The sequence below is a fragment of the Flexivirga sp. genome, from assembly GCF_051955415.1.
Classification (GTDB): domain Bacteria; phylum Actinomycetota; class Actinomycetes; order Actinomycetales; family Dermatophilaceae; genus Flexivirga.
The window spans coordinates 12,506-33,361 of record NZ_JBQCGS010000010.1; the positions used below are offsets into that span (position 1 = coordinate 12,506).

At 68.0% G+C, this 20,856-nt stretch carries 20 protein-coding genes; 4 read left to right on the forward strand and 16 right to left on the reverse strand.

Annotation, left to right across the window (positions count from 1 at the left end):
• Positions 1 to 9: 9 nt before the first annotated feature.
• Together ACTHL4_RS01215 and ACTHL4_RS01220 are read right to left on the reverse strand one after the other, a co-directional pair.
• Complete coding sequence (locus ACTHL4_RS01215; RefSeq protein ID WP_440280959.1) at positions 10 to 1,209, reverse strand: PLP-dependent aminotransferase family protein; 1,200 nt, start codon at positions 1,207 to 1,209, stop codon at positions 10 to 12.
• Between the two features lie 11 nt (positions 1,210 to 1,220).
• Positions 1,221 to 2,444: a M24 family metallopeptidase gene (locus tag ACTHL4_RS01220; RefSeq protein WP_440280904.1), complete on the reverse strand. Its 1,224-nt coding sequence runs from the start codon at positions 2,442 to 2,444 to the stop codon at positions 1,221 to 1,223.
• Positions 2,445 to 2,508: 64 nt separating this feature from the next.
• Between ACTHL4_RS01220 and ACTHL4_RS01225 the strand changes: the two genes are divergently transcribed.
• A complete protein-coding gene (locus ACTHL4_RS01225; RefSeq protein WP_440280905.1) occupies positions 2,509 to 3,492 on the forward strand; it encodes a D-2-hydroxyacid dehydrogenase in 984 nt (327 codons plus the stop codon).
• A gap of 16 nt (positions 3,493 to 3,508) precedes the next feature.
• The gene (locus ACTHL4_RS01230) at positions 3,509 to 4,474 is read left to right on the forward strand and encodes a pyridoxal-phosphate dependent enzyme (RefSeq protein ID WP_440280906.1); all 966 of its coding nucleotides are present in this window, start codon (positions 3,509 to 3,511) and stop codon (positions 4,472 to 4,474) included.
• 121 nt (positions 4,475 to 4,595) lie between these two features.
• On the opposite strand, the gene ACTHL4_RS01235 is transcribed toward ACTHL4_RS01230, so the two are convergent.
• The 3 genes from ACTHL4_RS01235 to uvrB all read right to left on the reverse strand — a co-directional run bounded on the left by ACTHL4_RS01235 (position 4,596) and on the right by uvrB (position 7,794).
• Positions 4,596 to 4,949: a DUF3817 domain-containing protein gene (locus tag ACTHL4_RS01235; RefSeq protein WP_440280907.1), complete on the reverse strand. Its 354-nt coding sequence runs from the start codon at positions 4,947 to 4,949 to the stop codon at positions 4,596 to 4,598.
• A gap of 97 nt (positions 4,950 to 5,046) precedes the next feature.
• Positions 5,047 to 5,343 (reverse strand): hypothetical protein, encoded by a 297-nt coding sequence (locus ACTHL4_RS01240; protein ID WP_440280908.1) that lies wholly within the window; start codon positions 5,341 to 5,343, stop codon positions 5,047 to 5,049.
• Between the two features lie 327 nt (positions 5,344 to 5,670).
• Positions 5,671 to 7,794: an excinuclease ABC subunit UvrB gene (uvrB, locus tag ACTHL4_RS01245; protein WP_440280909.1), complete on the reverse strand. Its 2,124-nt coding sequence runs from the start codon at positions 7,792 to 7,794 to the stop codon at positions 5,671 to 5,673.
• 61 nt (positions 7,795 to 7,855) lie between these two features.
• Here uvrB and ACTHL4_RS01250 point away from each other — a divergent pair, with 61 nt between their 5' ends.
• Complete coding sequence (locus tag ACTHL4_RS01250; protein WP_440280910.1) at positions 7,856 to 9,112, forward strand: threonine/serine ThrE exporter family protein; 1,257 nt, start codon at positions 7,856 to 7,858, stop codon at positions 9,110 to 9,112.
• Here the strand turns inward: ACTHL4_RS01250 and uppS are convergent.
• The 11 genes from uppS to ACTHL4_RS01305 form a co-directional block, all read right to left on the reverse strand.
• A complete protein-coding gene (gene uppS, locus ACTHL4_RS01255; protein ID WP_440280911.1) occupies positions 9,090 to 9,845 on the reverse strand; it encodes a polyprenyl diphosphate synthase in 756 nt (251 codons plus the stop codon). The two genes, ACTHL4_RS01250 and uppS, sit on opposite strands and share 23 nt — an antisense overlap.
• A 38-nt stretch (positions 9,846 to 9,883) precedes the next feature.
• A complete protein-coding gene (locus tag ACTHL4_RS01260) occupies positions 9,884 to 10,933 on the reverse strand; it encodes a lipoate--protein ligase family protein (RefSeq protein WP_440280912.1) in 1,050 nt (349 codons plus the stop codon).
• A 21-nt stretch (positions 10,934 to 10,954) separates the two neighbouring features.
• Positions 10,955 to 12,376 (reverse strand): MFS transporter, encoded by a 1,422-nt coding sequence (locus ACTHL4_RS01265; RefSeq protein ID WP_440280913.1) that lies wholly within the window; start codon positions 12,374 to 12,376, stop codon positions 10,955 to 10,957.
• Positions 12,373 to 12,804, reverse strand: coding sequence for a MarR family winged helix-turn-helix transcriptional regulator (locus tag ACTHL4_RS01270; RefSeq protein ID WP_440280914.1), 432 nt, complete (start codon positions 12,802 to 12,804; stop codon positions 12,373 to 12,375). Before ACTHL4_RS01270 ends, ACTHL4_RS01265 begins: the two co-directional genes overlap by 4 nt.
• 32 nt (positions 12,805 to 12,836) lie before the next feature.
• On the reverse strand, positions 12,837 to 14,030 hold the full coding sequence (locus ACTHL4_RS01275) for a chloride channel protein (protein ID WP_440280915.1): 1,194 nt from the start codon (positions 14,028 to 14,030) through the stop codon (positions 12,837 to 12,839).
• A 50-nt stretch (positions 14,031 to 14,080) separates the two neighbouring features.
• Positions 14,081 to 15,160, reverse strand: a complete 1,080-nt coding sequence (locus ACTHL4_RS01280) for an ABC transporter ATP-binding protein (protein WP_440280916.1) — start codon at positions 15,158 to 15,160, stop codon at positions 14,081 to 14,083.
• Position 15,161: 1 nt separating this feature from the next.
• Positions 15,162 to 16,478, reverse strand: coding sequence for an ABC transporter substrate-binding protein (locus tag ACTHL4_RS01285; RefSeq protein ID WP_440280917.1), 1,317 nt, complete (start codon positions 16,476 to 16,478; stop codon positions 15,162 to 15,164).
• A 25-nt stretch (positions 16,479 to 16,503) separates the two neighbouring features.
• Complete coding sequence (locus ACTHL4_RS01290; RefSeq protein ID WP_440280918.1) at positions 16,504 to 17,406, reverse strand: carbohydrate ABC transporter permease; 903 nt, start codon at positions 17,404 to 17,406, stop codon at positions 16,504 to 16,506.
• Positions 17,399 to 18,358, reverse strand: a complete 960-nt coding sequence (locus ACTHL4_RS01295; protein ID WP_440280919.1) for a carbohydrate ABC transporter permease — start codon at positions 18,356 to 18,358, stop codon at positions 17,399 to 17,401. Before ACTHL4_RS01295 ends, ACTHL4_RS01290 begins: the two co-directional genes overlap by 8 nt.
• 104 nt (positions 18,359 to 18,462) lie before the next feature.
• On the reverse strand, positions 18,463 to 19,371 hold the full coding sequence (gene coaE, locus ACTHL4_RS01300) for a dephospho-CoA kinase (RefSeq protein ID WP_440280920.1): 909 nt from the start codon (positions 19,369 to 19,371) through the stop codon (positions 18,463 to 18,465).
• 38 nt (positions 19,372 to 19,409) lie between these two features.
• Positions 19,410 to 19,991 (reverse strand): TetR/AcrR family transcriptional regulator, encoded by a 582-nt coding sequence (locus ACTHL4_RS01305; RefSeq protein WP_440280921.1) that lies wholly within the window; start codon positions 19,989 to 19,991, stop codon positions 19,410 to 19,412.
• Between the two features lie 69 nt (positions 19,992 to 20,060).
• On the opposite strand from ACTHL4_RS01305, the gene ACTHL4_RS01310 reads away from it, so the two are divergent.
• Positions 20,061 to 20,606, forward strand: a complete 546-nt coding sequence (locus tag ACTHL4_RS01310; RefSeq protein WP_440280922.1) for a hypothetical protein — start codon at positions 20,061 to 20,063, stop codon at positions 20,604 to 20,606.
• Positions 20,607 to 20,856 lie beyond the last annotated feature (250 nt).

Consider the following 20,856-nt stretch of genomic DNA (forward strand, 5'->3'; position numbering starts at 1 on the left):
TCGCTTCCGTCATACAGCACCGACCAGGTGGTCGTAGGCAGTGCGCAACCGTGCCACGCCCTCGCGGATGCGATCCGGGGTGCTGGAGGCGAAGCACAGCCGCAATGCATTCGGGAAGAACTTGCTGGGCGAGAACGCGTTGCCCGGGATGAATGCGACGCCGTCGGCGAGCGCCTGCTCGAAGAGCGCCTCGGTGTCGACCGACTCCTGGAAGGTCACCCACAGGAAGAAGCCGCCCTCCGGGTCCGTCCACCGGGCCAGCGCACCGAACCAGTCCTCGAGCGCCGCCTGCATGGTCAGCTTGCGCTCCCGGTATGCCGCCTGCTGCGTGGTCAGGTGGTCGCGCAGATGACCGCCCTCCAGAAAGGCAGCGACCAGCCGCTGCAGCGGCATGTTGGTGCAGGTGTCCATGGCCTGCTTGGCGTTGATCAGCAACTGTTGCAGCGCCGGGTCGGCATCGATCCAGCCCACCCGCAGCCCCGGTCCGATGATCTTGGAGAAGGTGCGCACCGACAGCACCAACGGGTCGCCGTCGGCGAGCTCGTGCAACGAGGGCACTTCGGTGCCGGCGAACCGCAGCCGGCCGTAGGGGTCGTCGTCGATCAGCAGGCTCCCCCACCGGCGGGTCAGCTCGATCAGCCGGCGGCGCCGCTCGATCGACATGGACGCGCCGGACGGGTTCTGGAACGTGGGTATGGCGTAGATGGCCTTCGGTGCACGCCCCGCGTGCGTGACCAGTTCCTCGAGCCGGTCAACCTGCATGCCTTCCTCGTCGACCGGGACCTCGAGCAGTTGCGCCTGGTAGGACATCGCGGTGGCCGACCCGTTGGTGTAGGTCGGCGACTCCACGACCACCAGGTCGCCCGGGTCGACGAACAGTTTGAAGGCCAGGTCCAGTCCCTGCATGCCGCCGGCGGTGATGAGCAGCCGCTCCGGCGTGGTGCGGTCGGTCGTCCCGTCGAGCTCGGCCAGCAAGGCCTCCCGTAGCCGCGGATCGCCCTCAGTGGCCGCGTAGTCGTAGGCATCCGGAGCGGCGAGTTCGGTGGCCGCGAGGTGACCGAGCAGTTGCGACGGGACTGCCTCCGCTGCCGGACTGCCCATGGCGAAACGCACGATGTCGTGCCGTTGTCTGGCCAGCAGGGAGGTGCTGGAGTCGATCACCGAGCCGACGAGGTCGGTGGTCCGGGAGGCCAGTGGCAGGCGGGAGATGGGCACGCGGGTCACTCCTTCGCGGTCAGTCCGCGCGGGACATCGGTCAGCAGATCGGGCCCGTCGGGGCCGATCAGCATGGATTCGGAGGTTTCATAGCCCCAACCGTCCATCCACATGCCGAGGATGACGTGGAAGGCCATGTTCTCCTCGATGACCGTCTCGTCCTCGGGACGGACGCTCATCGTGCGCTCGCCCCAGTCGGGCGGATAGCCGATCCCGATGGAGTAGCCGATCCGCGACTCCTTGGTGAGTCCGTACCGGCCGATGGTCTGCGCGAATTCGCGGTGCACGTCACAGGTGCGGGTGCCCGGCCGCATGCGCTGCAGCAGAGCCTCCATCGCCTCATTGGTCGCGTCGGCACACTCGACAAGCTTGCGGGGTGCCTTGCCGAGCACCACCGTCCGCGCCAGCGGTGCGTGGTACCGGTGGAAGACGCCGGCCAGCTCGATCGTCGTCGCCTCGCCCTTCTGCAGCGGCAGGTCGCTCCAGGTCAGGTGCGGCGTGCCGGCCGTCTCCCCCGTCGGCAGCATCGGCACGATCGCCGGGTAGTCGCCGCCGAGCTTGTGCGCGCCCAGTGCTTGGGCGTGCTGGATCTCGGCGACGACATCGCACTGCCGGCGACCGGGCTCGAGTTCGCGCAGGGCGGTCTCCATCACCCGCTGGGCGATCCGCCCCGCGGTGTGCAGCTTCTCGCGCTCCAAGGGCGACTTGCGCACCCGCACCCAGTTGACCAGTTCGTTGCTGTCGACCAGCGCCGAGCACTTCAGCCCGGACCGGATCGCGAGATAGCTGCGGACCGAGAAGAAGTGTGCGTCCAGCTCCGCGGCGACATACGCGCCGACCTCGTCGACCAACACCCCGATCTCCAGCGCCCGCGCGACGATCCAGTCGAAGGGATGCGCGTCGGGCCGGTTGACCAGGTAGTCGGGGTAGCCGTGGATGCGGTCGATCGGCAGGAACGCGGTGTAGTGCGCCCCGGCCGCGTCCATCGTGCGCGTGAACAGGTGGCAGTCGCCTTCCGCCGGCACGACGAGGCACTGCGGCATGTAGAAGGACCACGCGTTGTAGCCGGTCAGGTAGTAGAGGTTCGCGGGGTCGGCGATGATCAGCGAACTGAGCCGGCGTTCCGCCATTCGCTGCTGAACGGCGGCGAGTCGAGCCAGGTATTCCTGCTCCGGGAACGGCCGGGAGCAGAGGCCACTGGGAGTGGCGTCAGGGACAGTCTGAGTCACGTGCTCATGGTGCCTCCAGAACCGATTGTTGACAATCAGACACGGCAACGTTTTGAGTGGCCGGGTGACCACTTCCCTCCCCGTCATCACCGTCCTGCTCGGCGACGCCGACGAACGCCCTCCCGGTCTGTCGGCGCTGGAGTCGCGCGCGACGTTCCGCTACACCGACGCGGCGGGTCTGGCGGATGCGGTGGACGGGGCCGATGCGCTCTTCCTGTGGGACTTCTTCTCCACCGCCGTGCAGGACGTATGGCGCCGGTGCGACCGGCTGCGCTGGATCCACGTCGCCGCTGCCGGGGTGGACAAGCTGCTGTTCCCGGACCTGGTGGAGTCGGACGTCGTGGTGACCAACGCTCGCGGCATCTTCGACCGACCGATCGCCGAGTTCGTCCTCGGGGCACTGCTGGCCCACGTCAAACTGCTCCGCGAGGGCTACGACCTGCAGCGTGATCATGTATGGCGGCACCGGGAGACCGGTCCCGTGCAGGGCCGCCGGGCACTGGTCGTCGGCACCGGCAGCATCGGCCGGGAGATCGGCAGGCTGTTGCACGCCGTCGGCCTGCAGGTGACCGGCGCCGGACGCTCCGCACGCACCGGAGATCCGGACTTCGCTGATGTGGTGTCCAGCGCCGCGCTGGCCGAGCACGTCGGTGCCTTCGACTTCGTGATCAACGTGACCCCGCTGACCGATGCCACGCGGGATCTGTTCGATCGCACGGTCTTCGCCGCGATGCGACCCTCGGCATACTTCGTCAACGTCGGCCGTGGGCAGAGTGTCGTGGAGGACGATCTGCTCGACGCGTTGCGGGCGGGTGAGCTGGCCGGGGCGGCCCTGGACGTCTTCCGGACCGAGCCGTTGCCGGCGGACTCCCCGTTGTGGGACGAGCCGGCGCTGTCCATTTCACCGCATCTGTCCGGGGATGCGTCCGGTTGGCTCGATGCGCTGTCCCAGCAGTTCGTTGACCTGGCGACCCGCTGGCTGGCCGGTGAGGCGCTCCCCCATCCGGTCGACAAACGGCTGGGATTCGTTCCCAGCGCGGCACACTGACCGCGAGGATGACGTGATGACCGCTGCGGCCCTGCCCGACATCGCATCGATCCGTGTCGCCGAGGCCCGCATCGGACCGCACGTGCGGCACACCTCCGCTCCGGCGAACCGGTGGTTGAGCGCGCTGACCGGCGCCACGGTCTACCTGAAGCTGGAGATCGAGCAGCCCACCGGCAGCTTCAAGGTGCGCGGCGCCTGCAATGCCATCCGGTCGGCCGCCGAGCGAGGAACGATGAGGGGCGTGACAACTGCCTCGACGGGTAACCACGCGCGGGCGGTCGCGCATCTGGGCCGCCGCTTCGGGCTCCCGGTCACCGCTTTCCTGGCCCGGTCCGTACCCGACCACCGGGCGCGCGCGCTGGAGCAACTCGGTGCGGTGGTCGACCACGCCAGCGCCGACCAGACGGCGGCGATCCGGGCTGCGCAGCAGCTGGCGGACGAGCGCGGACACCTCTTCGTGCCGCCTTTCGACCATCCCGACGTCATCGCCGGTCAGGGCACCATCGGTCTCGAACTGTGCGACGACCTCCCGGCGCTGGACGCCGTCATCGTGCCGGTGTCCGGTGGTGGGCTGATCGGCGGGATCGGGCTGGCGATCAAGGGGATTCGACACAGCACACAGGTCATCGGGGTTTGCGCGGAGCGCGCCGACGCGATGTACCGCTCGCTGCGGGCAGGACACCCCGTCTCGATCGACGAGGTGGACACCGTCGCCACCTCGCTGCTCGGCGACCTCGGTCCGCACAACCGGTACACCTTCAGGGCGGCGCAGCAGGTCATCGACGAGATCGACACCGTCAGCGAGGCCCAGTTGCGTAGCGCGCTGGACACGTTGCGCCGGCACGCCGATCTCGAGGTCGAGGGCGCTGCGGCGGCGGGTGTCGCCTTCCTGTTGTCCGAGGTCGAGACGGACCCCGACCGCTGGCGCGGCACCCGCATCGCAGTGGTGATCACCGGCAACGCGATCGACCCGGACACCTGACGACGCGCCGAACCAGCGACCGTTGCCGGTTGTGCACAAGCCTCAACAGTCGCGAGTCCTACCCGCGGATCAACCAATTCACGTGCACAAGCCTCAACAGTCGCGACTTGCACAAGGGCGCTCAGGATGTCGGACGAACCAGCGCACCACGGCGCTCGCAGCGACGCTCGAACCACACTGTCATCAGCGGCGGCACGCTGCTCACCAGGCCCAGCAGAGACTCCTTCGCCGGCCACTTGTGGGACACGGAGACCGCGAGGAGGCTGACGACGTAGAGCACGAAGATCGTGCCGTGGATCGGACCGAAGACTCGCACACCCAGGTCACCGGACTGCACGACCCACTTGAAGAACATGCCGATCAACAAGCCGATCCAGGAGACGGCCTCGGCGAATGCGGCGATCTTGAAGGCCTTAGCCACTGGGCTGGCGGCTACGGCGGTGCGGGCCGGCCGGTCATCGAGTTCGGCAGTCACGATGGGAATCCTACGTTACGTAGTAGCGCGCTTGGCAACCGGGGCGGCTGCTCCGCGGTCTCTTCGGTCAGGTGGTGGACTCGGCTGCAACTTGGCGCTACGACGGTCGCGGCTGCCGATACTCAACAACCACAGTAGGTCTCAGCTTAGCGTTCAGGTGCTCCGCCAGGCGTCGGCCCGCCTGCCACCATTGCTCTTCTGCTGCGGCTGACCGCCATTCATAGTCCGACCGCTCCAGCTCGTCATATTCCGCGGCCCACGCGGCGACTTCTTTGCGCAACGAATCACTCAGATTGAACTGATCGAACGGAATGGATCCGCCGATCGTTCCATCATTCCGGATCTCCCACATCGGAGACGCACCGTAATCCGCGGCGAGCGCGTAGGTGGCCATGAGCTAAAAAAACGCCTGGTACGCGACCGGTAATGATCCCATCTTTCCACCCGCATATTGTCGTGTGTCAAATACGACCACGAAATCGTAGGGCCGGGCGCACTTCCCGATGTGAAGCCTGTACTCGTGAGAGGTGGCGGAACGCTTCGAAGTCTTGGTGGGAGCGCGAAAAATCATCGCGATTATTCCATCGAACCAAACGTTCCAGCGCTTGTGCCAAGTATACAGATGAATGTAGCCCCGGCCCTTGCTACCGCATCGAATCGGCACGCTGCCAACGCCATACGCTCCAGTGTATGTCTTTTTCTCGGCACAAATCCCGGACAACTACTTGGTGGCGGCCTGCATCTGCCGCAGTTCCTTCTTGAGGTCGCCCAGCTCATCACGCAGGCGCGCCGCGAGCTCGAAGTGCAGGTCGGCGGCGGCCTGGTGCATCTGCTCGGTGAGCTCCTGGATGAGCCCGGCAAGATCGGAGGCCGGCAGCCCCGACACGCGCCCCGCGCCGGCGACCTCACCGTCGGCGGCGACCGCACCGCGCAGTCCGCGCTTGCCCCGGCCATCGGACTTGCCCCGCGACTGCGCCCGGCCGCTGCCCATCAGCGAGTCGGTGTCGGCGTCCTCACGTTGCAGCATGTCGGTGATGTCGGCGATCTTCTTGCGCAGCGGCGTCGGGTCGATGCCGGCTTCCTTGTTGTAGGCCAGCTGCTTCTCGCGGCGCCGACTGGTCTCGTCGATCGCCTCCTGCATCGACGGAGTGATCTTGTCGGCATACATGTGCACCTGACCGGAGACGTTGCGCGCCGCGCGGCCGATCGTCTGGATCAGTGACCGGGCCGACCGCAGGAAGCCCTCCTTGTCGGCGTCCAGGATGCTGACCAGGGAGACCTCGGGCAGGTCCAGACCCTCACGCAGCAGGTTGATGCCGACCAGCACGTCGAACTCGCCGAGCCGCAACTCCCGCAGCAGCTCGACCCGCCGCAGCGTGTCGACCTCGGAGTGCAGGTAACGCACCCGCACGCCCTTCTCCAGCAGGTAATCGGTGAGATCCTCGGCCATCTTCTTGGTCAGCGTCGTCACCAGCACCCGCTCGTCCCGGGCGGTGCGCTCGTTGACCTCGTGCAGCAGGTCGTCGATCTGCCCCTTGGTGGGCTTCAGCACGATCTCCGGGTCGACCAGGCCGGTCGGGCGGATGACCTGCTCGACGTAGTCGCCGCCGGCCTTCGCCAGCTCGTAGTCGCCGGGTGTCGCCGACAGGTAGACGGTCTGACCGATGCGCTCGAGGAACTCCTCCCACTTCAGCGGGCGGTTGTCCATCGCGCTGGGCAGCCGGAAGCCGTGATCGACCAGCATCCGCTTGCGTGACATGTCGCCTTCGTACATCGCCCCGATCTGCGGCACGGTCTGGTGCGACTCGTCGATGACCAGCAGGAAGTCCTCGGGGAAGTAGTCCAGCAGACAGTTGGGCGCACTGCCCGGACCACGACCGTCGATGTGCCGGGAGTAGTTCTCGATGCCGGAGCAGGAGCCGACCTGCCGCATCATCTCGATGTCGTAGGTGGTGCGCATTCGCAACCGCTGGGCCTCCAGCAGCTTGCCCTGCTTCTCCAGGGTCGCCAGGCGATCCTCCAGCTCGGTCTCGATGGAGGAGATGGCGCGCTCCATGCGCGCCGGACCCGCGACGTAGTGCGACGCCGGGAAGACGTACATCTCCTGCTCCTCGCGCACCACCTCACCGGTCAGCGGGTGCAAGGTGTAGAGACGCTCGATCTCGTCACCGAAGAACTCGATGCGGATCGCCAGCTCCTCGTAGACCGGGATGATCTCGACGGTGTCCCCGCGCACCCGGAAGGTGCCGCGCGTGAAGGCCAGGTCGTTGCGGGTGTATTGCATCTGCACGAACCTGCGCAACAGGTCGTCGCGGTCGATCTGGCTGCCCACGCGCAACGACTGCATGCGGTCGACGTACTCCTGCGGGGTGCCCAAACCGTAGATGCACGACACCGAAGCGACCACGACGACGTCACGTCGCGTCAACAGCGAGTTGGTGGCGCTGTGCCGCAGACGCTCCACCTCGTCGTTGATCGAGGAGTCCTTCTCGATGTAGGTGTCGGTCTGCGGGATGTAGGCCTCGGGCTGGTAGTAGTCGTAGTAGGAGACGAAGTATTCGACCGCGTTGTGGGGCAGCAGCTCCCGGAACTCGTTGGCCAGCTGCGCGGCCAGGGTCTTGTTGGGCGCCATCACCAGCGTCGGCCGCTGCACCTGCTCGATCAGCCATGCCGTCGTCGCCGACTTGCCGGTGCCGGTCGCCCCCAACAGCACCGTGTCCTGGTCCCCCGCCTTGACGCGGCGGGTCAGGTCGGCGATCGCGGTCGGCTGGTCCCCGCTCGGGGAGTATTCAGAGATGACCTCGAACGGCGCAACACGGCGTTGCAGGTCGGTGGTGGGGCGCATAGTACAAAGTTAGACGCCGCCACTGACAGCACTTGTTCCCCGTGCCGCCATCATGGGTCGTATGACGACAGGCGCGACACGCGAGGTGCTGCTGCGGATGGGCAGCGCGCTGCTCGCCGGCGGTGCGCCGGTGCCCGATGTCGAGTGGCAGGTGAGTGTGCTGGCCCGGCGGCTGAACGCCCCGGGTGTGCGGGTGGCGGCCACCCCGACGGGCATCTTCGCCGGGCTCGGTGGTGACGACCCGGTCGGCTTCGAACCGGTCACCGGGTCCTTGCGCCTGGAGCAGGTCACCCGGGTGCAGGACGTCTACGAGCAGTTGATGCGCGGGGCGATCGGGCACGCCGCGGCGTTGCGGGAGCTGGACGACATCGAGACGATGCCCTCGTCACGTCCGGTCTGGCTCTCCGACCTGGCGCTGGTGCCCATCGGCACCGGCATCTGCGCGATCCTGCAGCCGACCTGGCGGGACCTGGTCACGGCAGCGGCCAGCTCGCTGGTGGTGATGACCCTGATGATCGTCAGCCGCCGGTTCGCGTTGGTGCGCACCCTGCTGCCGCTGCTCGCGTCGTTCGCGGTCGCCGTGCTGGTGTTGCTCGTGGCCCAGCACTGGCCCCTGCACGGCACGTTGCGGACCATGGTCGCGTCCTTCGCCGTCCTGCTGCCCGGATCGGTGATCGTCACCGGTATGTCGGAGATCGCCTCCGGGGCCGCGGTCGCCGGCAGCTCCCGGCTCGTCTCCGGTGTGATGCAGCTGGTCCTCTTCGCCGTCGGGCTCTTCTCGGCCGTGTCGGTCACCGGCGTCCGGTTGGACGCGCTGACCAATGTGCGGGCGCAGGACCTGGGGCCTTGGGCGCCATACATCGGCGTGCTCGTGATCGGCTGCGGCATCGTGATCAACGTCGCGGCGTCGCGGGCCGCCATACCGTGGATCCTGGTGGTGCTGGCGCTGACGTTCGCGACCCAGTCGGCCGTCCAGGCCCTGGCCGGACTGGTGCTCGGTGCGCTGGCCGGCGCCACCGTTGCAGGTCTCGCGGCAGCTGTCGTGCACCGGTTGTCCGGTCGGCCGTTGCGGCTCGTGGTCTTCCTCCCGGCGTTCTGGCTGCTCGTCCCCGGCAGCCTCGGGCTGCTCAGCACCACCGAGATCGCCACCGGGCACGGGGGCCTCGACGCCGTGACCGTCGCGATCGGGTCCGTGGTGGCGGTGGCCGCCGGCACGCTGATCGGCAGCGCCGCCGGCCGCGCCGTCGACCGGTTCCTCGATCCGGCGGAGTCTCCCGAGCCGGAACCGGTCGAACTCACCGATGTCGAGCGCTTATGACCGTCTTGCGCTCGCTGTAGTCGGCCAGCGCCGCATCCAGGTCGCGCTCGCCGAAGGCCGGCCACATCTTGTCGCTGAAGTGGATCTCCGCCCGCTGGCTCTGCCACGGGAAGAAGCCCGAGATGCGGCGCTCGCCGCTGGTCCGGATGATCAGGTCGATGTCCTTGACCGGCCCGCCGGGCAACGCGGCCGTGATCGCGGCCGGCAGATCGTCCGGTGTCACGGGGCCGTTGCGGCGCAACACCGTGCGGATGGCGGAGGCGACGTCGTGCTTCGGGTCGTAACCGATCGCCAGAGTGAGGTGTCCCGGACGGCCCGTGGTGGCCGCCATGGCGTCCTCCAGCGCCACCCGGCACTCGTCCGGCAGCAGGCTGAGATCGCCGGCGATGTGCAGCTGCCACCAGCGCGAACGCTCGACCTTCGCCGGGACGCCGGTGCGGATGAGATCGAAGAGATAGTCGACCTCGCTGCTGCTGCGTTTGCGGATGTTGTCGGCCGAGAGCACGTAGACGCTCACGTGGTCGATCCCGCGCCGGCGCAGCCAGCCGAGCAGGTCCTCCAGGTGGTCGGCTCCGGCTCGATGCCCCAGGCTGGGACTGGCCAGTCCGGCGGCGCGTGCCCAGCGGCGGTTGCCGTCCATGATGACCCCCACGTGACGCGGAAGCACCGTGGGCGGCACGCCGCGTGGCGCGCGGGCGCGGAACGGCCGGGGCGCGACCGTGAAGCGGCGCACCTCAGACCACCGTCTCCGGCCGCAGTGCGCCGGCCTGTTCACGGCACACGATGCGTCCACTGCTCGGTGCCGAACTTCTCGGCGACCAATCGACGCGCCTCGGCCAGCTCCTCGTCGCGGTATGCCGACACCTGACTCCGGTAGCGCGCGAGGAACGACCGGGTGAAGGTGTCCAGGATCTGTGGGCGCGGCAGCCCCGTCTGCGAACGCATCGGGTCGACGCGCTTGTTCGCACTCTTGGTGCCCTTGTCGGACATCTTCTCCCGGCCGATGCGCAGCACTTCGAGCATCTTGTCGGCGTCGATGTCGTAGGCCATCGTCACGTGGTGCAGCACCGCGCCGTCCGCGAACCGCTTCTGTGCGGCACCGGCGATCTTGCCCTTGTCGGAGGCGATGTCGTTGAGCGGCACATAGTGCGCAGTGATCCCCACCTCCGCCAGGGCACCCATCACCCACTCGTCGAGGAAGGCGTACGACCGCTCGAAGCTCAGCCCTTCGACCATGGACGCGGGCACCACGAGCGAGTAGGTGATGCAGTTGCCCGGCTCCATGAACATCGCCCCGCCGCCCGAGATGCGCCGCACCACGTCGATGTGGTGCCGTGCGGCACCGTCGGCGTCGATCTCGTTGCGGTAGCTCTGGAACGAGCCGATGACCACCAGTGGTGAGTCCCAGTCCCAGAAGCGCAGCGTGGGCGGCCGCGTGCCGGCGGCGACCTCGTGGGCGATCACCTCGTCCAGGGCGACGTGCTCCACCGGCGGCAGCACGGTCGCGGGTATGACGTCGAAGGTGTGATCGTCCCAACCGGTCGCCTTGCCGAGTGCGCGGCGCACCGCGACACCCACCGCGTCGGCACTGAAGCCGATCAGGCTCACCTGCGGGTCGAGCGCACCCGTGATCGCACCGGCGAGTTGGTCGACGGAGGCGTCGGCCGGCATACCCGTCAGTGCGGCGTCGATGTCCTCCAGCGCTTCGTCCGGCTCCAGGAAGAAGTCGCCGGACACCGAGACGCTTGCCAGGCGGCCGGATGCGACCTCGACGTCGACCGCGACGAGCTTGCCACCCGGGACCTTGTATTCACCGCGCATGTCACCACAGTAGAACCGCGGTCACGAGGCCCCCAGCTCGGCCGCGACGCGCCGGCCCGACCGCAGCGCGACGGCGCCGGTCAGCACGAAGGCGAGCAGCAACAACACCGCCCCGCACCCGAGCATGACGATCCATGCCGGGTGGGTCGCGGCGGCCAGCCCCTGCGCCATACCTCCGTGCATGTTGCCGAACGCGATCGCGGGCAGCACTGCCACGCCGAGTGATCCGCCGACCTGCCGGCTGGTGGAGGCGATCGCCGCCGCGACGCCCGCCTGCTCGCGGGGCATCCCGGACATCGCCGAGTTGGTGATCGGTGCGTTCAGCATCCCGAACCCGATGCCGAAGCACACGTACGCGACGCCGAGGTAGACCAGACTCGTGCCGTTGTCGATCCGCAGCAGGAGTATGGCGCTCAGGCCGATCCCCAGCCCGGCGACGCACATCGGCATGCGCACGCCGTGGTCACCGACGATCCTCCCGGAGACCGGTGCGAACAACGCCACCGACACCGCCATGGGCAGGGTCATCAGACCCGCGTGCAGCGCCGACATACCCCGGACATCCTGCAGATACAGGGTGTTGAGGAAGAGGAAGCCGGCCATCGCGCAGAAACCGACCACCGCCGCGACGACCGCCCCGCTGAACGGGATGCTGCGGAAGAAGCGCGGATCCAGCAACGGCTCGTCACGTCGCAGCTCCCAGCGGATCAGCGCGGCGACCGCCAGCACGGTGACGGCGAAACAGCCCAGGATGGGCGCCGACAGCCAGCCGAGCGAGCCACCCTCGATGATGCCGTAGGTGACCGCGGCCAGCATGAGCACGACCAGCGCCTGTGCGACCGGGTCGAGTCGCCGCACGCGTGCCGCGCGTGACTCCGGCACGAACAGCCCGGTGAGTACGACGGCAGCGGCCACGACCGGCACGTTGATCCAGAAGATCGCCCGCCAGCCGATGCCTTCGACCAGGGCGCCGCCGATGACAGGACCGAGCGCCATGCTCAGGCCGATGACGCCACCCCACATGCCGATCGCCTGCGCCCGCTCCCGCGGATCGCGAAAAGTGTTGGTGATGATGGACATCGCGACCGGGTTGAGCATCGAGCCGCCGATGGCCTGCAGCATCCGGGCCGCGATGAGCAGACCGGGGGTAGGTGCCCACGAGCAACAGATGGAGCCGATGCCGAAGATGACGAGTCCGACCTGGAAGACGCGCCGCCGGCCGACCCGGTCCCCCATCGATCCGGACAGCATCAGCAGGCTGGCCAGCACCAGCGTGTAGGCGTCGATGACCCATTGCAGCTGCGAGCCGCTGGCGCCCAGCTGCCGTCCGATGGAGGGTATGGCGAGGTTGACGCCGGTGGAGTCGATGCCCACGATGAACAGGCTCATACAGCAGATCGCGAGCACGCCGAAGCGGCGTCGGCGGGTCAGCTCCTGGCTCACGCCTCGCTCGCCGCCCGCATCTTGTCGATCAACCGGGTGAGTTCACGACGCTCGGCCGCCGTCAGCGTCGCGACCGGCGGCGGCACGACGTCGGCGGTGCGGATGCTCTCCAGCAGGTCGCGGCCCGCCTCGGTCACGTGCACCAGCTTGCGTCGCCCGTCTGCCGGATCACCGACGCGTTCGACATATCCGCGCCCGACCAGGTCGCTCACCAGCACGGACGCTGCCGGAGCGTCGATGTCCATCCGCTCGGCCAGTTCACCCTGGGACATGGGCGTCCGCTCCACCCGGCGCAGCGCGCGATAGCCGTTCCAGGGCATGCCGCCGGTGCGGTCCTGCAGCAGGTCGCGGACCATCCACTTGTGGTCCATGACCAGCGCCATGAGGTTGAGCCACACGCCGACCGGCGTGGTTTTAGTTGTCGACATACAACGATTATATGCACACAATCATTATTTCTTCACAACTGTTTGAGTCCGGTAGCCAGCCGCGGCGTTGCCCAGGCCCCCGCCACCGACAACGCCACCGGCAGCCATAGCGTCGGCGGAGCCTGGGACACCTCGAGCATGAAGGCGCCGGCCATGATCGGCGCGTGCTGAGTGGTGGCGAGCATGGCCGCCGCGCCGACCATCGCGCAGACCACCATCGACAGGCCGCCCTGGTCGTGCCCCAGGCCGAGCGCCACCAGTGCGCCCAGTGCGCCCCCGGTCGCCATCGAGGGGGTGATGAGGCCCCCGGTCAACCCACCGCGCAGGCAGGCGGCAGTGAGCAGCGGCTTCGCGACGAGCAACGCGAAGAGCACCCCGGCGGGCAGTCCTCCCCTGCCGACCAGCGCCTCCAGCACGCTCTTGCCGTTACCGGTGACACCGGGCAGGGTCATCGCCACCAGACCGACGGCAGCCATCGCGGCGGTGATCCGCAACGGCAACAGGTGGATCGCCCGGCTCGGCCCGCCCCTCCGCGCCGCCTCCATCAGCCGGTTGAAGCCGATCCCGGCGACGGTGCACACCGGACCGGCGAGGACCACCCACACCCACACGTTGGGTGCGGTGGCGTGGGCGCCCAGGTGGTAGACGGCGTCACGCCCCACCACCGGCCAGGCGACCACGACGGCGATGCACGACATCAACGCCGCGGCGCACACCGCGATGTAGTCCAGGGTGCCCAGCACCACCTCGGCCGCGAAGAGCACACCCGCGACCGGTGCGTTGTAGACCGCGGCGAGCCCGGCGCCGGCTGCCGCGCCCAGCAGCAACCGACGATGCCGGTCGTCCAGGCCCAGGCGTGCGCAGAGCACTTCGGCGACCGCTGCCGCGACCTGGCGTGGTGCGCCCTCGCGACCCAATGATGCGCCCGCACCGACTGCGATGATCTGCGCGATCGCATCGAGCGTCGTGGACCGCAGCGGCAGACGCACCGGCGGGTCGCCGAGCGCGTCGCGCACGCGGATCACCCGCATGCGCACACGCAGCTGCCACCAGCCGAGGCCGATGACGGCGCCCGCGACCGTCATACCGATCAACCGGCGCGGGGGCGAGGCCAGCCGCACCTCCTGCGCGAACGAGTGCCCGCCGGCACCGAAGACGACGTGCTGCGCACCGTGCAGCAACAGCGTCAACAACGCGCCGACGACGCCGGTGAGCACACCGGCCACGACGATCGCGAGGACGAACCGCCCGGTGACGCGCAGGTCGGTCCGGAATGTCAGAGCCGCTCGCCGGACTCGGCGTCGAAGACGTGGACCTCCTCGGTCGCCGGTGTCACCCGCACGATCTCGCCCTCGTCGGGCCGGTGCTTCTTGTCCGTGCGGACCGTCAGTCGGGGACCGTCGTCACCGGTCGCCTCGGGTTTGCCGTAGACGAACACCTCGGCGCCGAGCGACTCGACGAGCTCGACCTTGAGCGCAACGCCGTTCTTGGCCAGCGAGTCGCCGATGGCCCAGGACTCGGGGCGTATGCCGAGCGTGACCCGCTCGGCCGACCCGCCGCGGTCCCGCTCCAAAGGCACTGTGGCACCGAAGAACTCGGCGTTGCCGTCACGGACGGTCGCGTCGATCAGGTTGATCGCCGGCGAACCGATGAAGCCCGCGACGAAGGTGTTGACCGGGTGGTCGTAGAGCGCCTCGGGCGTGTCGACCTGTTGCAGCACCCCCTCCTTCAGCACGGCAACCCGGTGCCCCATCGTCATGGCCTCGGTCTGATCGTGGGTGACATAGACCGTCGTGACGCCCAGTCGTCGCTGGAGCGCCGCGATCTGGGCCCGTGTCGACACACGCAGCTTGGCGTCCAGGTTGGACAGCGGCTCGTCCATGCAGAACACCTTCGGGTTACGCACGATCGCACGCCCCATCGCCACCCGTTGCCGTTGGCCGCCGGACAGCTGACCGGGTTTGCGGGTCAGCAGCTTGTCCAGCTCGAGGATCTCGGCGGCCTCCAGCACCCGCTGATGTGCGTCAGCCTTGCTCATTCCGGCATTGCGCAGGGCGAAGGCCATGTTCTCCTCGGCCGACATGTTGGGGTAGAGCGCGTAGCTCTGGAAGACCATCGCCACGTCGCGGTCACGGGGCCGCACGCCCTTCTGGTCGTGCCCGTCGATCAGGATGCGCCCACCGTCGACCGGCTCGAGACCGGCCAGCATCCGCAGGGTCGTGGACTTGCCACAGCCGGACGGCCCGACGAGCACGAGGAACTCACCGTTCTCGATGTCCAGCGTGACGCTGTCCACCGAGGGCTGCGCGTTGCCCTTGTGCCGCCGGGTCGCGGCGTCGAAATAGACCGAAGCCATGTCAGGCCTTGAGCTTCGGCTTCACCTGCGAGTCGTACGCCTTGGTGATGCTCTGGTCGAGTCCCTTGAGCGTCGACTCCACGTCCGAACCGGCGACGATCTTGTCCAGCGCCTGACCGATGGTCGCGCCACCACCGGGGACGAACACCCGCGCGTTGTCCTGCGGACGGGTCTTCGGCAGCTGGTCGACGGCCACCTTGAAGTGGGGGTTCTTCTTGAAGTAGGCCTGCTCCTCCGGCAGTTGCAGCGCCGACTTGCGCACCGGCATGTAACCGGTCGCCTGGGTGAAGGTGACGGTGTTCTTGGCATTGGTCAGGAACTCCACGAACTTGACCGCATTGGCCTTGCGCTGGTCGGAGATGCCGGCCGGTATGGCGACACCGGCGCCACCGGTGGGGCAGCACTTGACGCCGCCGGGCGCCGGCACGAAGCCGACACCGAGCTCGAACGGCAGCTGGGTGAATCCGCCGAGGTCACCGGTGGATTCGATCAGCACACCACCGAGGCCGGCGCTGAAGTCGCTGGCCGAGTCCGCCGAGGTCTTCACCCAGCCCTGCTTCGCCCAGCCCTGCAGCACCTTGGCCGCATGCACGGTCTTGGGGTCAGTGAAGGTCGTCTTCCAGCCCTTGGAGTAGCCCCCGCCGTACGACCAAGCGATGGACTGGAAGGTCCAGTCCAGGTAGTCGGCGCCATCGTCGAGGATCATCGCGTGCTTGCCGCTGCCCATCGCGGCCTGCAGCTTGGGCGCCCACTGGGTGAACTCGTCCCACGACGTCGGCGAGCGGTCCGGCAGGCCGGCCTTCTTGAACGCGTCCTTGTTGTAGTAGAAGAGCACGGTCGATCGCGCGTAGGGGATCGCGTAGTGCTTGCCGTTGTAGACGTAGTCGGCATACAGGCTGTCGACGTAGTCGTCGGTCTTCAGGCCGTGCTGGGCGAAGAGGGCGCCCATGTCGGCGAACCGGTTGTTGAGGGCGAAGTTGAACCACGTCACGTCGGAGGCCACGACCACGTCGGGCAGGTTGCCGCCGGCCAGCGCCGCGTTGAACTTCTGCCCGACCTCCTCGTAGTCCTTGCCCGCATCGGTGAGCTTGACCTTGAGACTCGGATTGGCCTTCTCGAAGTCGGCGATGATCTTCTTCTCGGTCGCGGTGGATTTGCCCGGGTGGTTGCTCCAGAAGTCGATCGTGTTGGAGTCGCCGCCCTTGCCACCGCCCTTGCTGCTGGACTCCGAGCCGGTGCCGGCGCACGCGGCGAGGCCGGTCGCAAGGGCTGCGCCACCTGCAGCGCCGAGGAGTCCGCGGCGGGTCAAACCAGACATGTGATTCTCCTTGATGGTGTGGAAGTCAGCCCTTGACCGCGCCAGCGGTCAGGCCCTTGATCATGTGTCGTTGCAGTGCCAGGAAGACGATGAGCACCGGCAGCATGGCCAGCACGGTGGCGGCCATCACCGGGCCCCAGTTGGTGATGCCGTCGTTGTTCTGCAGATGTGTCAGGCCGATCGGCAGGGTGCCGGAGCGGCTGTCGTCGGACATCAGGAACGGCCAGAGGTATTCGTTCCACTCGTTCACGACGGTGATGATGGAGAAGGCGATCAGCGTCGGCCACGACATCGGCAGCACCACCCGCCAGAGCAGTTTCAGCGGCCCGGCTCCGTCCAAGCGCGCGGCCTCGATGATCTCGCTGGGCACCGAGAGGAACTGATTGCGCATCAGGAAGGTGCCGAACGCGACTCCGGCCAACGGGATGATGATGCCCTGGTAGGTGTTGCGCCACCCGAGTTGGCTGACCAGCGCGTAGTTGGAGATGACGGTGATCTGGTTGGGCACCATCAGCGCGGCGATGATGATCACGAACAGCAGGTTGCGGCCCGGGAAACGCAACAGCGACAACGCATACGCGCTGATCACGCCGAGCACGATCTTGGCGATCGACAGGATGGCGGTGATGATCACCGAGTTGCGGAAGTAGTCCCAGAACGGGATGTCGGTCGTCGCCGAGTGATAGCCGTCGGAGGTCGGGTGCGCCGGCCACCACTGCGCCGGCTGGGTGTAGATGTCCGGTCGTTGCTTGAAGGAGGTGATCACGATCCAGAAGAGCGGACCGGCCACCAGCAGGAAGACCAGCACCATGCCGACGTAACCGGCGATCTTCACGCCGGTGCCGCCGAAGCTGGCGGCCTCGGCCTGGTGCGCACCGGCGGGCTTCTCCTCCGGGTCGAACCCGGTGACAGCGGTCGCTTCAGTCACGATGCATCCCCCGATCCATGACCCGGACCTGAATCACGGTGATGATCAACAGAATCACGAACATGATGGTTGCGATCGTCGCGCCATACCCTGCCTTGCTGTTGACGAAGGTCTCCCGATAGACCTGATAGACCAACGTGGTGGTGCCGTAACCCTGCGGGCCTCCGCGCGTCTCGACATTGATGATGTCGAAGACCTGGACGGAGTTGAGCAGCACCGTGATCGACAGGAAGAACGTCGTCGGGCGCAGCTGCGGCAGCAGCACCTTGTAGAACCGGCGCCAGGCCGACGCACCGTCGATCTCGGCGGCCTCGTCCAGGTCCGCGCGCCGGCCCTGCAGCGCCGCCAGGTAGATCACGAACGTGTAGCCGAGGTTCTTCCACACGTAGGTGGTGGTGACCATGACCAGCGCCCACCCGGGTCGCTGGTAGAAGTCGGGCACCTGAATGCCGATGCGGTGGAACAGATCCCGCAGCATGCCGAAGTTGGGGTCGAAGACGAACTGGAAGGCGATGCCGACCGCCGCGCCGGAGCTGACAAACGGCGCGAAGATGGCTGACCGGACGAGGTTGCGACCCCGGAGCTTCTGGTCCAGCAGGATGGCCAGGCCCAACCCGAGAAGCATCGAGATGCCCACCGCGCAGACCGTGAAGATCAGCGTGTTGCGCAGCACCTCGTGCGAGTTGGGGTCGTGCCACCAGGTCTTGTAGTTGTCGAAGCCGATGTAGTGCGCCACCGGTGCGGCGATGTTCCAGTCCGTGAAGGAGAGCCGGAAGTTGTCCACCAGGGGCCGGTAGGTGAAGATCACCAGCAGCACCAGGTTGGGCAGCAGCAACGCTGCGGCGAGCAGCCATTCGCCATACGGCCGGCCACTGCGGCGCGGCGGCGGCCCGACCGGCGCGGGCGGTCCGGGACGTGGCGTCGCCGCGGCGGTGTCAGGAGGCGCGGTCACGATCGCAGAGCCTGATGGGTGACGGAGAACACGGCCTGAACACTAGTGGGCGCAGGGCCTACATGGTGGTAACTATCGGCGGACGCTGTCGAACCGTTACTTGGTTACTCGCGCAGTTGCAGCCGAACCGGCGCCCCGGGGTCACATGAGCCGAACACCGGTTCGCGGGCCGCGCCGGCGTCGGCGACCGCAGCGAACCCTGCCGCACCGAGGGCCGCCCGCATCTGCTGCCGCGGCGCCGAGCCGAGACCGGAGACGACGAGCACCGGCTCGGCATCCGGAAGCGGCACCGTCGTGACACGCACTGGCCCCCATCCCCTGCTCGCCAACTGCCGTTCCAGGCGGGCAACCACACGGCCGAGGAGCTGGTCGTCCGTGACCACCTGCCCGGACGCCGGCCGGTCCGCCAACAGGTTGTCGTTGTATGGCGAAAGGCGTTCCTGCCACAGGCTTTCCACGCGGTCCAGCAGTTGTTCCGCGTTGCCGTTGTTGTCCAGCAGGATGTCCGCGGCGGCATACCTCTGCTCGTCGGTGGCCTGCGAGGAGACGCGGGCCAGCGCCGCGTCGTGCGTCATGCCTCGGTCGCGCATGATGCGCTGGACCCTGGTCTGCTGTGCGGTGTCGACGATCACGGTGAGGTGGTAGTCCGGTGCGAGACCACCCTCCACCAGCAGTGGCATGTCGTGGACGACGATCGCCTCGCGCGGGGCCTGCGCGTGCCGCGACGCGGTCAGCGCTCGAATGCGCGGGTGGGTGATCGCCTCCAGATCCCGTCGCGCGGACTCGTCGGCGAACACGACGGCGGCCAAGGCCGGCCGGTCCAGCGAGCCGTCCGGCCGCAGCAGCTGCTCGCCGAACCGCTCGACGATCTCGGCGAGCCCGGCGGAACCCGGCTCGACCACCTCCCGCGCGAGTCGGTCGGCGTCGATGACGACCGCGCCGAGCGCGAGCAACTTCTTGGAGACGGTCGATTTGCCGGAGCCGATGCCGCCGCTGAGTCCCACATAGAGCACGCCGCGACCCTATGCCAGCGGCAGCGCACCGGAGCTGCTCAGTGCGCGAGTTGCTCCAGGTGCGCACGAAGCACCGCCCGCATCCGGGCGGCAGTCAGCCGCGGTGCCAGGGTGCCGTGCAGCGCCATACCGTCGATCAGCGCGTGCAACCGGTCGGTCTCGGTGGGTATGTCGAGCTCGTGCCCGGACAGCTGCTGCAGCATCAGCACGCACGACTCCATCAGTCCGCGCAGCTGGCCGTGCACCTCACGCCATACAGCACCGAGCTCGGAGTCCGTGCGCGCCGCGACAACGAGCGCGGTCCACATCTCGGTCTCACCGCGGCGAGCGGCATCGAGCGGCAGCACCTCGGCCAGCAGCGCCACCAGCCCCTCGACGTCTGTCGCCTCGCTCCCCCGGCGTTCCAGCCGCTGCCGCACACGGACGGACAGGTCGGCCATCGCGTGGGCGATCAGCTGCTGCTGACTGACGAAGTAGTGCCGGATGGCGCCGGTCGACCAGCCGGCCTCGTCGGCGACGCTGCGCACCGAGACGCCCGTGTAGCCGGCACGATGCACCACCCGGATGACCGCGTCCACGATCTGCGCACGACGCGCATCGTGATCGACGACCTTCGGCATGCCGTCTTTTTATCACACGATCGTGTTATTTTGGATATATCACGTTCGTGTGACATCGAGGGGTTCGCCGTGTTGACAGCCGTCATCGTCGCGTGCGAGATCGGATTCTGGGTCTTGCTGCTCGCCGGTCTCGCCTGCCGTTACCTGCTGCGGCGGCAGCTGTTGTCGACCATCCTGCTCGCGCTCGCGCCGGCGGTCGATCTGGTGCTGCTGATCGCCTCCGTGCTCGACCTGCGGGGCGGCGGCACTGCGACTGCCGTGCACGGTCTCGCGGCGATCTACCTCGGGGTGTCGGTGGGGTTCGGTCACCGGATGATGCACTGGGCCGACGTGCGGTTCGCGCACCGGTTCGCCGGTGGTCCGCCGCCGGCGAAGAAACCCCGCTACGGCGCCGCCCGCGCGGCACGCGAGCGGTCGGGCTGGTACGCCCACCTGCGCGCCTGGCTGGTCGGTGCCGCGCTGCTGGGGCTGGCGATCGTCGCCATACACGACTCGGCGCGAACCAGCGCGCTGACCAACACGCTGCGCCTGTGGACCGTCGTGCTCGTCGTCGATGCGCTGATCTCGTTCAGCTACACGGTGTTTCCCAAGAAAGCGCCGGCGTCGCGAGTGTGAGTCCGGCCCGGCCACCCGTACCAAACCCTCCCCAGGGCAGACATCGGCACACGCCCGGCCGGGCCACCCGTACCAAACTCTCCCCCGGGCAGACATCGGTACGCACCCGGCCCCAAACCCGTACCAAACCCTCCCCTGGGGAGACTTCGGTACGCCACAGCCGCGGGCGCCGTCCCAAACCCTCCCCTGGGGAGACTTCGGTACGCCACACCGGCAGAACCCGTACCAAACCCTCCCCTGGGGAGACTTC